Origin of the sequence: Acinetobacter sp. 5862 (assembly GCF_024494585.1) — a bacterium.
GTDB lineage: Bacteria > Pseudomonadota > Gammaproteobacteria > Pseudomonadales > Moraxellaceae > Acinetobacter.
This window is the reverse complement of the sequence record NZ_JANHGP010000048.1, coordinates 25,408-41,477: the sequence shown is the minus strand read 5'-3', so window position 1 is coordinate 41,477 and position 16,070 is coordinate 25,408. Positions and strand designations below refer to the sequence as shown.

Genomic DNA, 16,070 nt, shown 5'->3' with positions numbered 1-16,070 from the left:
AAATCAGTAGACTGTGATTGGTATGTTATATTCATTGGCTCGCCCTTTGTTGTTTACTTTGGCACCAGAGCGTGCACATGAACTCACACTTTCTATGCTCGATACAGCGCATAAATTTGGATTGATGCATCAGAAAACTGCACATAAACCAGTGAGCTGTATGGGTATCGAGTTTCCAAACCCTGTTGGTCTTGCTGCTGGTTTAGATAAAAATGGTGCGCACATTGATGCTCTAGCTGCTTTGGGTTTCGGTTTTATTGAAATTGGTACCATTACACCACGTCCACAAGCAGGTAATCCTCAACCACGTTTATTTCGTATTCCAGAAGCGAAAGCAATCATCAATCGCATGGGATTCAATAATGACGGTGTTGATCAACTGATTGAAAATGTTAAAGCTGCTAAGTTTAAAGGCGTTTTAGGAATTAACATTGGTAAAAATGCAGATACTGCCGTTGAAGATGCGGTTTCTGATTATTTGATTTGTTTAGAAAAAGTTTATAATTACGCATCATATATTACAGTTAATATTTCCTCACCGAATACAAAGAATTTACGTAGTTTACAAAGTGGCGATGCACTTACAGAGCTATTACAAACTTTGAAACAACGTCAACTAGAACTTGCTAAAGAAAATAATCATTATGTTCCTTTAGTACTCAAAGTAGCGCCAGATTTAACGCCTGAAGATATTACATTTATCGCTAAACAATTATTGAAATTTAAGATTGATGGCTTAATTGTTACCAATACAACATTAGGGCGAGAAGGCGTTGAAAATTTGCCAAATGGTAATGAGGCAGGTGGTTTGTCGGGCGCACCCGTTTTTGAAAAAAGCACCGAATGTTTACGTCAGTTCGCCGATGTTTTAGATGGAAAAATTCCTTTAATTGGTGTCGGGGGAATTGTTTCAGGTGAGCAGGCCGTAGCAAAACAAGAGGCGGGCGCGAGTCTCGTTCAAGTATACAGTGGCCTTATTTATACAGGCCCAACACTAGTAAAAGATTGTGTTAACGCGATGACTGTGTGACATGAACACACTTGATATCATCATCCTGATCATCTTGCTCATTGGAGGGCTGAACGGTTTGCGTCAAGGATTTATTAAAGCCTTTGCGAACTTGATCGGGTGGATATTCGCATTGGTCATTGGGGCTAAATATGCAGTCATTTGGGCACCTGCGATGAGCAGTCTAAGCCAAGACCCAGTTGTGCAAAAAATTGCTGCTTTTGCTTTTATTGTATTAGTCATCGTGATTTGCACGTGGGTGATTACCGCATTCCTGAATGGGCTCTTGAAAAGTTTAAAATTGGGCCCATTAAATCGTCTAGCAGGCGGTGCATTTGGTTCACTAAAAGGTTTATTAATTGTCTTGATTGCGATGCAGGGTGTCGGTCCTTGGGTGAATAGTTCACCACATTGGAAACAATCAAAATTTGTACAGATCTTATTGCCATACGCGCCATTAGCGACTGAAATATCAAAAGATGCTGCAAATGAAGCGATACATCAAATGACATCTGAAGGTGCGTTATTACATCGCCCTTCGACTGAAATGGAGGAGTCAGAACGCGCTTCAGTAGATCAACGTTCTGATCATTCAACGAAAAATCCTTTTTATTAATTGGGGTTAAACCCCGTTCCTAGCTTGTCGAGAGGTTGCTATGTGTGGAGTTGTTGGGATTGCCGGTAAATCGCCAGTAAACCAAATGTTATTTGATGCCTTGACGATGTTACAACATCGAGGACAAGATGCAGCAGGGATTGTAACTTGCCATCAAGGGCGTTTATTCCTCCGCAAAGATAATGGTATGGTGCGTGATGTATTCCATACCCGTCACATGCGTGCTTTGCTTGGTAACTATGGGATAGGACATGTTCGTTATCCAACAGCAGGTTCATCAAGTAGTGCTGAAGCACAGCCGTTTTATGTAAACTCTCCATATGGTATTACCCTTGCACACAATGGTAACTTGACCAACGCCGCAGAAATTCATGATGATCTGTTTAAAACAGATTTACGTCACATGAATACTGATTCTGATTCTGAAGTTTTACTCAACGTGTTTGCACATGAGTTACAGAAGATCGGTACACTCAACCCAACGCCAGAAAATATCTTCCACACCGTATCTCGTGTTCATGAGCGTTGTAAAGGTGCTTATGGGGTTGTTGCGATGATCACAGGTCATGGGCTTGTTGGTTTTCGTGATCCAAACGGGATTCGTCCTTTGGTTTATGGTTCTCGTGAAACTGAGCAAGGCACTGAATATATCATTGCCTCTGAATCTGTTGCGATTACAGCGCTAGGTTTTAAAGTTGAGCGTGATATTGCACCAGGTGAGGCAATTTTCATTAATTCAAATGGTGAATTGTTTACCAAACAATGTGCAGTAAATCCTGAATATCGTCCATGTATTTTTGAATATGTGTACTTTGCTCGCCCAGATGCAACAATTGATGGCATCTCAGTTTATAAAGCTCGTTTAAAAATGGGTGAAAAGCTGGCTTATAAAATTTTGAAGGAATGGGGTAAAGAGCACGATATTGATGTGGTCATTCCAATTCCAGATACTAGCCGTACTTCAGCATTAGAATTGGCTAATATTTTGGGCGTGAAATTCCGTGAAGGTTTTATGAAAAACCGTTACATCGGACGTACCTTCATTATGCCAGGTCAACAGCAGCGCAAAAAATCAGTTCGTCAAAAGCTAAACCCAGTTGAGCTTGAATTTAAAGATAAAAATGTACTGTTAGTGGATGACTCGATTGTACGTGGTACAACGTGTAATGAGATTATTCAAATGGCACGTGATTCTGGCGCGAAGAAAGTATTCTTTGCTTCGGCTGCACCTATGGTGAAATATCCAAACGTGTATGGTATCGATATGCCAGCAAAATCTGAATTAATTGCTTCAGATCGTACAGTTGAAGAAATTCGTGAGATTATTGGTGCAGATCGTTTAGTTTTCCAAGATTTGGAAGATTTAAAGAACGCAGTGCGGACTAGCAAAGTACCTAATTTAAGAGAATTCGAATGTTCAGTATTTGACGGGATCTATGTGGCTGGTGGGATTGATAATGACTATCTGATTAATCTCGAGCAGAAACGTAATGATTCAGCAAAAAAGAAAGCAGATGGTTATATTGATGTAAATATCGATGCTTCTTCTGTTGATTTAACAGGTATTAAAGAAGAGTAATCATTTAAATCTATAGAAAAGCGGGAAATTCCCGCTTTTTTATTTTATGATACTTAAGGTTTCGAAGCCTCTAAGATCAACAATGTAATCAGGAAAATTTACATTGAAAGAAATGAGCCATTATTTAATTGAAAATAAAAATATTGCATGGTCGGTAAGTTTTTGCTTGCTCGCTATGTTGTCGACAGTTTTTATTCTCAATTTGATTTTGGGGTTGGTCGTTCATTTCTTTGACTACACTCAAGCCATTTGGTGGCATGTTCTTAGTCCATATTTCATCTTTCTTTTATTCTTCGTTATGGTTTGGTCGGTTGGTGCTGAACTGTATGTCTTACGTGAAGGCGGCCATTCACTTGCAAAACAACTTAAAGCAAGACGCCTTGTTTTTGATGAGAGTACGCCCGAAGAAAGCACAGCATTAAAAGTCGTGGAGCAAGTTGCTCAAAGTTTTGCGATTGATACCCCCGCTGTTTATGTACTCCCAGATGAAGTTGGTGTGAATGCTTTAACCGCAGGCTTCAGATCTCAAGACATCGTAATTATTTTAACGTGGGGTGCTCTACAAAATTTGGATGAGCTAGAGCTATATGGCTTATTAAGTTATGAATTCAACCAGATTTTATCAGGCGAAGCAGTCGAAAATACCAAATTAAAAATTTTATACAGTGGTTTAACCACCTTTAGTCAATGGGGGAGTAAATTAGCTCAAGCAGGCTACAATCCTTATGCAACGTCTTATCGAAACAAATTCGAAACTATTTTTGTTGCGATTGGTGGAGTGATTTGGCTGATTGGTAGTTTAGGCATCTTAATAACGCGTTTAATTAAATATTTGACCTTAAGTGGGCGAACCTTTCGTAATGACCTGAAAACTATGCGTTTGATGAATAATAATGCCAATATTCAAACCTTGTTACGTATCTATGTCCACCATTCAGGGTCGCAAATTCATAGTGCGTATTCAGAATCGATTTCACATATGTGTTTCGCAAATTCTCTTAGTCCGCAAAGTTGGATGAATATTCATCCAAGTATCAAAGATCGAATTTATGAACTAAATCCTACTTTGCTACAGGATTTGCAATTAGAAAATTTAAAAAAGCTACGTAATCGTCCTTTGTTTAGTCTGTTTCGTTCTTTGGAAGAAGAAATGACAGATATGACATTACCTTGGAGTTCTCCACAGCCTTTACCTTTATTACGTTTATCACCGATCAGTTTTGCCTTAAATGATGCAATTAAGCCTTTAAATTCTGAAATGCGGAAGAATAAAAAGCGCCCAGAATTGATACAAAGAGCGATGCAAACGGCGACAGGTTCAAGGGAAGTGATGGTTGCGATTTTGATGATTCGTCAATATCGTGAATTCATTCCTCAAGAAGCCGCTGTAAGTCATGCAATCGTAGATTCTTTATTGAATTTAGATGGTCGTATTCATGTTCAAATCTTCCATGATGCCTGTAAGAATATTGGACACATGCCGACAAGTATTGCTCGTCAATTTTTGACTAAATTGGCTTGTATTATTCAAGAAGACGGTGAGGTGGGTCTGCTTGATGCTTTATTGTTGGAGAGAGTAAAGCGTGAACTTAATCTTATGCCTGCACATTTACCAACATCATTTGAAGATGTGAAAGCACAAATTGTGCATTTAATTGATGCTTTATTGCATGTACAACAAATTAATAGTCCAAATCAGCTTGAGGTGCGTGAGCGAATTCTTCAGCAGATTTTAGCACCCGAAGAAATGCAGATTTATGCAGATATTTCTGATGAACCACTTGATTTGGCAGAAATTTTAAATGATGTTTCAGGCTTATTATTACGTGATCGCCTCAATATTTTAGCAATTGCAGAGCGATGTTTATGGAGCGATCGTATCATCACGCAAGATGAATTAGATGTTTTAGAGTTGCTTTATTGGCGTTTAGGATTCGATACACGTGAAGTTGTTGAACAAATGCAAAAGAAAAATAGTTTGATGATTATTTAATAATAAACTCGTATTAGAGCTAGAAAGATCAAGCTTAAAACGTTACGTGACAATCACATAAAATGATTTAATTTCAAGGTAAGCTTGCCCTTTATTTTAATCTTGAATTACGCATTTTTTGAGTAAGTTATGCAGCATATTGAAATTTTAAAGGCTTTATTTTTAGGGTTTATTGAGGGTTTGACCGAGTTTTTACCGATTTCAAGTACGGGTCATTTAATTTTATTTGGTCACATGATCGACTTCCATTCTGACGATGGGCGTGTATTTGAAGTTGTCATTCAGCTTGGTGCAATTTTGGCTGTTTGTTGGTTATATCGACAAAAGATTTTTGATTTGGTTAAAGGTTTTTTTAGTGGCGATTCAGAAGCGCGTCATTTTGCTTTTAGCGTTTTAATTGCTTTTTTTCCTGCTGTCGTGATTGGTATTTTTGCAGTCGATTTTATTAAAAGTGTTCTATTTAGTCCACTTGTGGTCGCAATCGCACTGATTGTTGGTGGTCTGATTATTTTCTGGGTTGAATCCAAGAATTTTGATCATAAAACAACTGAAGCGACAAAAATTACTTACAAGCAAGCTTTTTTAGTCGGTTGTGCACAATGTGTTGCGATGATTCCAGGGACTTCTCGTTCTGGTGCTACCATTGTGGGAGGAATGTTCTCAGGCTTGTCTCGTAAAGCGGCAACAGAATTTTCTTTCTTTCTTGCGATGCCAACGATGTTGGGGGCTGCAACTTTTGATCTTATTCGTAATGCGGATGTATTGACACAAGATAATATGTTGAATATCGGGGCTGGTTTTGTTGCTGCTTTTATTTCGGCATTATTGGTGGTGAGCGCATTAGTTAAATTTGTTGAACGCCACACTTTACGCGTATTTGCTTGGTATCGGATTGTACTGGGTATAATTTTATTATTTGTTTTTCTATAAAAATAAAATCTCCCTTTTAGAAAAATTACTAAAAGGGAGAGATTCTAAGTTAAAATTCTTATTCTTTATTTCTTTTTTTATGTTTAGAACTGGTTCGATTGTAAGATGACAATAGCTAAAATGAATGCCCGAGATTTAATCATTGATTTACTTTTAGGGCTACAAGGTCGTGAGATCTCGATTAAACAAATTATTATCGCAGCGAAGCTTTTTGAGATTAGCGAAAATAGTATTCGTGTCGCAGTAACCCGATTATCTAGTGATGGGGTGATTGAGGCGATTGAGCGGGGTATATATCAATTTACGGCTAAATCACACGAATGGGCCGATGTAATGTTGAACCGTAAAAACGGAATTAAACAAACAAAACAATGGGATCATCAATACTTAGCTGTCTTTACTGGTGAATTAGGGCGGGTTGATCGTACAGCTTTAAACCGCCGAGAACGCGCATTAAAGCACTTCGGTTTTAAAGAGTTAGAACAAGGCATTTATATTCGCCCTGATAATTTAGCCATTTCTTTTAAAGAGGTATTTTTGGCATTACAAGCTTCTGGCTTAGAAAAAAGCGCCAAAATTTGCCAAATTAATCATTTCGACACCACAACATTAAATAAAATTCCGAAGCTTTGGCCCACTCAAACACTTAACCAAAACTATAAAAAATATAGTCAAATGATTCAAAAGTGGTTGGAGACAGTTGAGCAATTAAGCTTAGATATTGCTGCTAAAGAATCGTTATTGCTTGGTCGGCAGACCATTTCTTTGCTGATGAATGATCCATTATTACCTGAGGATTTTGTTGATGTTCATCTACGTGATCAATTTGCATTAAGTGTTCAGCAATTGGATCAGACTGGACTGGAATTGTGGCAACGATTCTATGAAATTAGTTTAGTATAAATATTACTAAAAAATTAATTTTAATGTATTGACAGAAATATTACTTAATCTAAAATAAAAATTATATTTATGTATCTATGAAAATAAAAAATTGTAGGGTAGGGATATGAATACACGTACATCAATAAGTGATTTGTTCACCAGAGAAGAAATCACAGAATTGACAACAAAGTCAGATTTACACGGTAGTTGGGCTGTTTTATCAACTTGGGCAGTCATTGGTGGAACCTTCGCTGCGGTTGCCAGTACATGGGAGTATTTACCTGTCTGGGGCAAATTACTGATGTGTATAGCTGCATTGGTAATATTAGCGGGTCGTCAACTTGCGCTTGCAATCATTATGCACGATGCTTCACACCAAAGCTTGTTTAAAACCAAATGGCTGAATGATATTGCCACTGATTGGCTTTGTGCTCGCCCAATCTGGAATGATTTAAAGAAATATCGTGCCCATCATTTACGCCATCACAGTAAAACTTCTACCGTAGAGGATCCTGATCTGTCTTTGGTAGAGGGTTTTCCAACTTCGAAGAAATCGTTAATGCGTAAGTTTTTCCGTGATGTTTCTGGAATAACAGGATTAAAATTCGCACTTGGACGAGTGCTTATGGATGTTGAGAAAATGGAGTGGACGGTATCTAACGACCGTCGTTGGATTTCTCAAGAGGGACGCCATTGGGTCGACTATCCAAAAGCATTTCTAAAAAATAGTGGTGGTGCAATAGCAACAAATGCTGCTTTGTTTTCAATATTATGGGCAGCCGGTCATCCTAAATTGTATGCGCTTTGGATATTGGCATATTTAACACCATTTCCATTATTTTTACGTGTTCGTTCGATGGCAGAACATGCAGGTATGCCAACCAGTAATAGTGCATTAACCAATACACGGTCTACAAAAGCAGGTTATATTGCTCGTGCTTTAGTTGCACCTATCCATGTCAATTTCCATAAAGAACATCACTTAATGGCAACAGTTCCATATTTTAAGTTACCTAAAATGCACCAGATGTTATTAGAGCGTGGGCATGTTCCTGAGCCTCCTAGTTACTGGCAAGTCTTAAATGAACTTTCAGATCAAGCTGATTAAATGTTTGTTTATAGTTTTAGTCATAATTTAAAAATAATCTAAGTCATTTGGGATGTATTGTTATGGCACTTAGTAAGCATGAAATTACTCGTTTTTTGGCACAGGAATTTCCTCAAGCACTCGAAAAAACTAGTATTGAAGAGATTAGCCCTAAAGGGGCACAGTTACTTTATAAAATCGATCAGAACGATTTACGTCCAGGTCAAACTGTATCAGGTCCAACCTTGATGTTGGTGGCTGATTTCGCGCTTTATGTTGCGATTATGGGACATTTAGGTCTAATTGCTATGGCTGTTACAACCAACATGACCATTAATTTTTTTCGTAAACCGAATGGAAATCAAGATATTAAAGCTGAGTGTAAATTAATCAAAGTTGGTAAAACATTAGTTACAGGGGAAGTGTGGTTATATTCTTTGGATGATGAAGAACCAGTTGCGCATGTGATTGGAACATATGCGCTTCCACCGCGAATAGCTCAGTAATTATTTGATTAATTAGAATTGTTTAAAACGGTCTTGTTTAGAGAGTAATTGAATGGAAATTCCTAAGATTTGAAACTTAGACAATGTGATGGTGCGATTATTAGTGGTTTGCGTGGTCGCCAATTCAATAAATATGTAGCATCATTGGATGCAATTGGTGCATGAATAGACTTAAAAACAGCAATACTTGCCTATCAATGATTGTTGCTTATGAACCCTTTGAACTCTATAAAGGTTTTGGGATAAAGGTGGAATCGTAAAATTTCCATTAACACAAATTTCAGCAAATTTTATTATTCGAAAGGATAACTTTCCTGAAGGATTTGGGCAAAAGTCTCGTGAATGGGTAGCGGGTCAACTTGAGGGTACTTTTAATATCATCGCAAAATATGAAAAAGAAATTCCTGAAAAATATTGAATGAACATTCCCCCACCCCCCGAAGAACAGCTTAATTATATGAAAATGATGCACGAAGCTCGTATTTCTTTAACCAAAGCAGGTATTTATGATCCTAAAATGATGAACTTTCTGAAAAAAGTGCGTTGTAAGCAAAATCCAAATAGTTTTGAATACGCTCTGAATGATGAATAAAGCATCGTTTACAATTCTGAAAACCTCTTTATTCATTGTAATTAAGAGGTTTTTTATTCATTCCAAAATGTTAAATTTTAAAAAACATAACAACATTTAAGTATGCGAAAGAGTAAGAACATGCTAAAACTAATTATGTTCAAATTTATTTGTTCTTACTATACTCGGCTAATATGACGCAATCGTTCGACTTCATACCTTTATCGCAAATTGAATCAAATCAAGAACATATTTTAGCGATTAAACGTAATGATTTACTTCCTCTACTCAATGATCCACATCGTTTGAATCATTATGCCGATCATTTAGTTCAAGCTCAAAGTGTATTACTGAATGGTGTTGACCCTAGATTGAATCAGCAATTGAGTGAAGTGATTACCCAGATTATTCAGCAACTTTCAATTTCCAAAAAACATTTAGGTGGTCGTCGTTTTAACGCGTTGCAAAAATGGTTAGGTATAGATGTTGAATACGATGCTGGTCAAGTAAAGTTTGTCAAAGATCTTGAGCGTTTAATCAATGAAGCAAATCATTTAAGTCAGCGCTTACAGATCGAAATCCAAAAATCCCAATCACGACTACAGCAAGCTTTAGGTTTGAGAGAACAGATGGCCGCTTATATCCGCGCCGCTGATGAATTTTTAAGAGAATATCCTCAATTTACTCAACAGCAAAAGCTTGACCATTTTGTTGAACGGCTCTCAAAAAAAATAAACACCTTACACACCTTACAAACGAGTAATGATATTGCGATGAAACAAATGCAGTTATCACAAGAGTTATCTTTTGGCTTGCTAGATCGATTTAAAGAAGCACAACAGGTTTTGATTCCTGCATGGCAATATCACGTTAAACAAAGTACAGCATCGACTTCAACAAATACACTTGATCAGCTTGATAAAAGTCGAGAAGATTTAATTAAAAATTTGAAAAAATCATTACAGAAATAAGAGGGACAAAAGATGTCAGATTCAGAACTTAGCAAATTATCTCATGAGCTTGAAGTAAAGCCTGAGCAACGTTTTGAACAGTTGAATTTAAAAGATTTAGGATTGCAACCACATGATCTTGCAGAAGTAATGGATGCACATAAAGAATTGGCAGATATCAGTACCACAGTGGTAGCTGAATATGGCAAAAATATTGCCAGTAAAACTTCAACTTATACCGATGAACTGTTAAATCTGGTTCAGAATAAAGATTTGGATACGACTGGACAAAAACTTAATGAGGTCGTGCAAGTCGCACAGCAATTGAATACTTCAAGTATTTTGAATAAATCAAAAAGCTCTGGGTTTTTTGGCGGTTTACTGAGTAAGTTTAAAAATGCTAAACAAAATTTTGATCAGCATTTTAATACCACTAAAGAGCAGATTGATGTATTGGTCAAAGAAATTGAAAGTTCTCAATCGGGGTTGAAAGCTCGGGTTGGAACCTTAGATAAAATGTTTGATGCGGTACAGGATGAATATAAACAGCTTGGTGTTTATATTGCTGCAGGACAATTAAAACAGCAGGATATTCAGCAACAGATCTCAATGCTCACATCAAAAGAGCAGGATCAACAAACGATGCAACAGATTTATGATCTTAATCATTTGGCGAATAATCTTGAGAAAAGAGTCAGTGATTTGCAGGTTTTACAACAATCTGCAATGCAGACTTTGCCGATGATTCGGATCATCCAGTCGAATAATTTAATGTTGGTAGATAAGTTCTATGCTATTAAGAACATTACGCTACCTGCATGGAAAAATCAGATTAGTTTGGCGATTTCATTACAAGAGCAAAAGAATAGTGTCCAGTTAGCAAAAGCGATTGATGACACAACGAATGAATTATTACGCCGTAATGCTGAATTATTGCATCAAAACTCAGTCGATACTGCGAAAGCGAATCAACGTTCAGTGATTGATGTAGAAACACTTGAACATGTACAAAACACCCTCATTAAAACAGTAAATGATGTGATTCAGATCCAGAAAGAAGGGATGCAAAAGCGTGAGGAAGCGACAACACGTTTACGTGCTTTGCAAGAGAACTTAAATCATTTAGTGCTTGAGCATAGCCAGCCACCTAAATCTTGATATTGTTAATTTTTGAAGGAAAAATCATTGTCACCCATAAACGATTTTAGTGTACAACCGATTGACCAACGTTTAGATGCATTAAATAAACGTCAACGTCATTTAATGTTCTGGTTCGTTTTAGCCTGTACATTGGTCGTTATTACAGTTGCATCGTTATTTTTGCAAAAAGAATTTATCTATCGGTTCTTTGATCTTTCCACGCATGTTCAGGCATTAGATTTGCCTTATCATGTTCAAGAATTGGTGCCATTTAAACAACCAGTCGATTATTTTTTTAATTTATTATCATGGTTTGGTTGGTTGTTTCTAAAAATTTTGGTTTCGTTTATTGGGGCATTTTTACTGCTCAGTTGGATGAAGAAATTTAAGTTTTTTCAACAACGTTTCCAAGCATGGACACAACGAGTTTTGGCTTGGATTATTGTCTTTATTTTGCTTTGGTCTGGTCTGAGCTACATTCAATACGATTGGAAAGATGAAACCAAACAGGCGTATCAACAATGGATGAGCTATCAAAATAATATTGTTGAAAGTCAAATTGCTCAAGATTTACAGCAGGCCAACATTTCATCGACTGAAAAAGCCTATGTGTTGGCACAAGTGGCTTTATTGCATCAGCCTATCGATCGTAAAACTGCCAATGTCTACGTGAATCAATTGATTGTTGCTGAGAAGAATAACCCGATTCAGTTTAAACAATATGATTTTAAGCCTGAACAGTTATGGGTTATGCAGCAGCAGCTCTACGGTAAGAGTATCACCTCAATTACTCAGCCCTTAGATCTGCGTGCACAACAAGCCGAACGTATTTCTCAGATTGTGAATGTAATTTTATTGGGCTTGATTGTGTTGGTTGTTGCTTTAAGCACCATTTTGTATGTACTCGCTAAGCAATTGAAAAATCGCCATATGCGCATTAATCAAAAGCTTGATGTCTCTTAAATCTTAATTCGGTTTATCCGATTAAATTTATAAAAACATACTGTTTTACCTATTTATTAGTTTTGCGTACTATAGCTTCATCGAATGAATTTAGCTGATTTGAACTGCTTAGAATTTGGAGAAATACATGTTAGATCAAAATATTAAAACCCAGTTAAAAGCTTACTTAGAACGTTTAGAAAGTCCAATCGAGTTAGTTGCGGCTTTAGATGAATCAGACAAAGCTGCAAAAATCAAAGAACTCGTGACTGAAATTGCAGAACTTTCTGACCAAGTTACGGCGCGTTTTGACGGTTCAAACGCTCGCCGTCCGAGTTTCGGTGTAGCTAAAGCAGGTGAACAACCACGTGTGTTCTTTGCTGGCTTACCGATGGGACATGAGTTTACTTCTTTGATCTTGGCTTTATTACAAGTGTCAGGTTATGCGCCTAAAGTATCTGATGAAGTCTTGAACCAGATCAAAGGCTTAAACTTAAAAGCAAACTTTGATGTGTTTGTTTCATTGAGCTGCCATAACTGTCCAGATGTGGTTCAAGCACTCAACTTGATTGCAATCTATAACCCGAATGCAACGGCGACCATGATTGATGGTGGTTTCTTCCAAGAAGAAGTTGAAGAACGCAAAATCTTAGCTGTACCGATGGTGTTTCAAGACAATGAACATATTGGACAAGGTCGTATGACTTTGGAAGAAATCGTGGCGAAGCTAGATACCAACTCAGCTGAAAAAGATGCCGCTGCACTCAATGCCAAAGATGCTTTTGATGTATTGGTGATTGGTGGTGGCCCTGCAGGTGGTACAGCAGCGATTTATGCAGCACGTAAAGGGATCAAAACAGGTATCGTGGCTGAACGCTTTGGTGGTCAGGTCATGGATACTATGGACATTGAGAACTTCACCACGGTTCAAAAAACTGTAGGTCCGAAGTTCGCTCAAGATATGGAAGCCCATGTACGTGAGTACGGTGTGGACATCATGAATTTGCAACGTGTCAGCAAGATCACAGGTGCAGATCAAACCGCCAATGGTCTGGTTGAAGTTGAATTAGAAAATGGGGCTAAGCTTGAATCTAAAACCATTATTCTTTCAACAGGCGCACGTTGGAGAGAAATGAATGTACCGGGTGAAGCAGAATACCGTACCCGTGGTGTGGCGTACTGCCCACACTGTGATGGCCCATTATTCAAAGGCAAACGTGTTGCGGTGATAGGTGGTGGTAACTCTGGTGTAGAAGCAGCGATTGACCTTGCAGGAATTGTTGAGCATGTAACGTTAGTTGAGTTTGATACCAAGCTTCGTGCAGATCAAGTGTTGCAAGACAAGTTAAACAGCTTGCCGAATACCACTGTGATTTTGAATGCACTCAGTACTGAAGTTGTGGGAGATGGTTCACAAGTCACGGCGTTGAAATATAAAGATCGTGCGACTGATGTTGAACATACAGTTGAACTTGCAGGAATTTTTGTGCAGATTGGTTTATTGCCAAACACAGATTTCTTGAAGAACAGTGCGGTTGAACTGAGTAATCGTGGTGAGATCGTGATCAATGATCGAAATGAAACCAATGTCAAAGGTGTATTTGCTGCGGGTGACTGTACCACCGTACCATACAAGCAAATCATCATTGCCACAGGTGAAGGTGCCAAAGCGTCTCTATCCGCTTTTGATTATATGATTCGCTCTGATGTGTAAATGATTTGATTAAAAAAGCCCCAATTGTTTGGGGCTTTTTTATTATGCTTAATTCTTCGGTTTATATAAACCATGATCAACTAAATGTTGGCGTAAGATGCGACGAAGTTCTAACACAGCTTCGGGCGTTTCTTGAATAGAGTGACCACCCGTGAAGATCTTCTCGGAAACAGCACCATCTAAATGTGCACTCTTATAAGGAACAATCCCGTCTGTAATGACATTTGGATCATCACTTTTAGTAATATTGCCCATAATAGAATGAAAAACTAAGCCTTTTTCGGGTGGGATACTAGCTGTCAGTTCCATAAATTTAGATTTTTTACTTAGATCACTTGGTCCATTTTGAATGACATCATTCGTTAGTGTTTTAACAAAGTCTTTTAAATCAACATCATCACTGGTCAGCGTATCTGCGAGGGTCGTTAAGAAAGTTGCAGGAAGTTTAATAATTTTTCTTGCTGCTAGAGTAAACCATCGGTCTGCATAATCTGTACCTCGGTGTGGTGCTGCGAGAAAAATAGCTCGATCAAAATTTTCAATTGGTTTCATTTTGAGTCTTTCACCAATGACAGGGTGTTTTCTTAGACGTGTTTGTTGGCGATTATTCATCAATTCTAAAGCTTGTTTAGAAATATCTGCATCACTCACTAAAAGCCGACTAATAATTCCACCCATACTATGCCCAATTAAAACTGCATCTTGCGCTGCTGCATCTTTGGGATTAAGTGAACCAAATGCTTGTTTTAATAAAGCATAAATTTGAAAACGGCTTTCCAAAATTGGCATATTGGTAGAGTAAAAAATTTGCCAAACTTGATAATGTTCTCTTAATATTGCATCACCCATAATGTCATTAGTTACCGCAATCCATGCTTCAGGGCTACTTGCTAGACCATGTACTAATACAATGATTTTCTTATTCGGGTTATAGGGTTCCAGCATGTATATATGCGGCATTGCCAAATGCTGATCGCGGTCAATTAAGGTCAAATATGCAGCCGCACCTAAATTGTTTTCTGCTAGCCATAAACCATAGGGTGCAGAAAAATTTGCTGCTAATGAATATGGTTTACCTGCAATCTCTACTTTCTCAACGCTATAAGGATCATAAACCTTAATTTCAAAATTCGGGTTTGTTAAAACATCTTCTATCGTTGCATTCGATTTTTTAGGTTGAGCAATAATTGTTGCTGCTAAATAACGTGCTTTATGAATATTCGGATTTATCCCTTTAGGATAATCATGCGTTAAAGGATTAAGAATATATTTATTTTCTTGTGATGATGAGTCGGTCGATGGAAAAACTGCGACAAAATCAGAACCGAAACCATCACGGCGGTTAATCGCCCTTAATCCAGAAAAATTCATGTTATAACTGGAAATGAATTTTTCCAGTTTCATATTTTGTAGGCGTTGATATGCTTGAATATCAATTGTATAAGTACTTTTTCCAATTTTAATCGTTGGGGTAAGATTGGTCGATGGATTCCTTAAACGATGACCATTCACCAATTGAGTAAGTGCCTGATTGTAGAAATCTCGAATTTGTACTTGGCGGTTATCAAAAAGTCGTTCTTGTGGCTGACGTGATGTTTTGAATAAATAGGCATAACTATAACGAATACTTTTATCCAAAGCTTCAAGCTGCTGATCTAAACAACGTTCATAATTTTGCTGAATGAGCTTTTGTTCATCAGCAGGTTTGTGTTTAGACAATTTACTGATTTTACATTCTGATGAGTCCGACAGTGACATGGCTTTAGCAAGATATAGTTCACTGGCTGTCGACAATAATTGTTCGTCTTGAATCTGAGGAATTTTGTGTAGATCTGCAATGCATTCATTCGGAGATTGCATACAAATTTTTGCTTCTTTACCTGACATCGATAAGACATTCAGGCTTGCTTCACTTAACTTTTTCTGAGTTACTATACTATTACGTTCATTGGCTAGGGTGACATCAACCGCTTGTTGCTTGAGGCTAACGACCTGACAGCCATTTAAAGCAATAGTTGATAACAGCGTAAAGGCAAATAGATATTTGTTTGAATTAGATGCTTGCATTATCAAGGAGCAAATTTAGCTGGAAGATTCTAGCTATAATACGAAAAAAAGATGTTTTTTCAATCAACTTAAAAAAATAGA

General features: G+C 37.5%; 13 protein-coding genes and 1 pseudogene. 13 read left to right on the top strand and 1 reads right to left on the bottom strand.

What is annotated here, in order from left to right:
• Positions 1 to 22: 22 nt before the first annotated feature.
• From NO346_RS08375 to ahpF, 13 genes and pseudogenes are all read left to right on the top strand, one after another.
• On the top strand, positions 23 to 1,030 hold the full coding sequence (locus NO346_RS08375; protein ID WP_004661528.1) for a quinone-dependent dihydroorotate dehydrogenase: 1,008 nt from the start codon (positions 23 to 25) through the stop codon (positions 1,028 to 1,030).
• Position 1,031: 1 nt separating this feature from the next.
• Positions 1,032 to 1,625: a CvpA family protein gene (locus NO346_RS08370; RefSeq protein WP_087536878.1), complete on the top strand. Its 594-nt coding sequence runs from the start codon at positions 1,032 to 1,034 to the stop codon at positions 1,623 to 1,625.
• A gap of 40 nt (positions 1,626 to 1,665) precedes the next feature.
• Positions 1,666 to 3,204, top strand: coding sequence for an amidophosphoribosyltransferase (purF, locus tag NO346_RS08365; protein ID WP_087536879.1), 1,539 nt, complete (start codon positions 1,666 to 1,668; stop codon positions 3,202 to 3,204).
• 103 nt (positions 3,205 to 3,307) lie between these two features.
• Positions 3,308 to 5,197 carry a M48 family metalloprotease gene (locus tag NO346_RS08360; RefSeq protein WP_171066556.1) on the top strand — a complete coding sequence of 630 codons (1,890 nt, stop codon included), beginning with the start codon at positions 3,308 to 3,310 and terminating at the stop codon, positions 5,195 to 5,197.
• A gap of 129 nt (positions 5,198 to 5,326) precedes the next feature.
• Positions 5,327 to 6,127, top strand: a complete 801-nt coding sequence (locus NO346_RS08355) for an undecaprenyl-diphosphate phosphatase (RefSeq protein ID WP_256414880.1) — start codon at positions 5,327 to 5,329, stop codon at positions 6,125 to 6,127.
• Between the two features lie 105 nt (positions 6,128 to 6,232).
• Positions 6,233 to 7,030 (top strand): PaaX family transcriptional regulator C-terminal domain-containing protein, encoded by a 798-nt coding sequence (locus NO346_RS08350; protein WP_004661533.1) that lies wholly within the window; start codon positions 6,233 to 6,235, stop codon positions 7,028 to 7,030.
• 106 nt (positions 7,031 to 7,136) lie between these two features.
• Complete coding sequence (locus tag NO346_RS08345; RefSeq protein ID WP_005160663.1) at positions 7,137 to 8,120, top strand: fatty acid desaturase family protein; 984 nt, start codon at positions 7,137 to 7,139, stop codon at positions 8,118 to 8,120.
• A 62-nt stretch (positions 8,121 to 8,182) separates the two neighbouring features.
• Positions 8,183 to 8,605: a PaaI family thioesterase gene (locus tag NO346_RS08340; protein WP_005160661.1), complete on the top strand. Its 423-nt coding sequence runs from the start codon at positions 8,183 to 8,185 to the stop codon at positions 8,603 to 8,605.
• Between the two features lie 66 nt (positions 8,606 to 8,671).
• A pseudogene (locus NO346_RS08335) lies at positions 8,672 to 9,197 on the top strand (putative solute-binding protein); the annotation flags it as partial.
• Between the two features lie 173 nt (positions 9,198 to 9,370).
• Positions 9,371 to 10,147, top strand: coding sequence for a hypothetical protein (locus NO346_RS08330; RefSeq protein ID WP_005160657.1), 777 nt, complete (start codon positions 9,371 to 9,373; stop codon positions 10,145 to 10,147).
• A 12-nt stretch (positions 10,148 to 10,159) separates the two neighbouring features.
• Positions 10,160 to 11,284 carry a toxic anion resistance protein gene (locus NO346_RS08325; RefSeq protein WP_256414879.1) on the top strand — a complete coding sequence of 375 codons (1,125 nt, stop codon included), beginning with the start codon at positions 10,160 to 10,162 and terminating at the stop codon, positions 11,282 to 11,284.
• 27 nt (positions 11,285 to 11,311) lie between these two features.
• Positions 11,312 to 12,229, top strand: a complete 918-nt coding sequence (locus tag NO346_RS08320; RefSeq protein ID WP_256414878.1) for a hypothetical protein — start codon at positions 11,312 to 11,314, stop codon at positions 12,227 to 12,229.
• 127 nt (positions 12,230 to 12,356) lie between these two features.
• Positions 12,357 to 13,922 (top strand): alkyl hydroperoxide reductase subunit F, encoded by a 1,566-nt coding sequence (ahpF, locus tag NO346_RS08315; RefSeq protein ID WP_256414877.1) that lies wholly within the window; start codon positions 12,357 to 12,359, stop codon positions 13,920 to 13,922.
• Between the two features lie 48 nt (positions 13,923 to 13,970).
• On the opposite strand, the gene NO346_RS08310 is transcribed toward ahpF, so the two are convergent.
• Positions 13,971 to 15,989, bottom strand: a complete 2,019-nt coding sequence (locus tag NO346_RS08310) for a triacylglycerol lipase (RefSeq protein WP_256414876.1) — start codon at positions 15,987 to 15,989, stop codon at positions 13,971 to 13,973.
• Between the last annotated feature and the right edge of the window lie 81 nt (positions 15,990 to 16,070).

Coding starts and splice junctions, on each gene's coding strand:
- NO346_RS08355 (WP_256414880.1), top strand. CDS start 5,327: ATGCAGCATATTGAAATTTTAAAGGCTTTATTTTTAGGGTTTATTGAG.
- NO346_RS08375 (WP_004661528.1), top strand. CDS start 23: ATGTTATATTCATTGGCTCGCCCTTTGTTGTTTACTTTGGCACCAGAG.
- NO346_RS08370 (WP_087536878.1), top strand. CDS start 1,032: ATGAACACACTTGATATCATCATCCTGATCATCTTGCTCATTGGAGGG.
- purF (WP_087536879.1), top strand. CDS start 1,666: ATGTGTGGAGTTGTTGGGATTGCCGGTAAATCGCCAGTAAACCAAATG.
- NO346_RS08310 (WP_256414876.1), bottom strand. CDS start 15,989: ATGCAAGCATCTAATTCAAACAAATATCTATTTGCCTTTACGCTGTTA.
- NO346_RS08330 (WP_005160657.1), top strand. CDS start 9,371: ATGACGCAATCGTTCGACTTCATACCTTTATCGCAAATTGAATCAAAT.
- NO346_RS08345 (WP_005160663.1), top strand. CDS start 7,137: ATGAATACACGTACATCAATAAGTGATTTGTTCACCAGAGAAGAAATC.
- ahpF (WP_256414877.1), top strand. CDS start 12,357: ATGTTAGATCAAAATATTAAAACCCAGTTAAAAGCTTACTTAGAACGT.
- NO346_RS08350 (WP_004661533.1), top strand. CDS start 6,233: ATGACAATAGCTAAAATGAATGCCCGAGATTTAATCATTGATTTACTT.
- NO346_RS08325 (WP_256414879.1), top strand. CDS start 10,160: ATGTCAGATTCAGAACTTAGCAAATTATCTCATGAGCTTGAAGTAAAG.
- NO346_RS08340 (WP_005160661.1), top strand. CDS start 8,183: ATGGCACTTAGTAAGCATGAAATTACTCGTTTTTTGGCACAGGAATTT.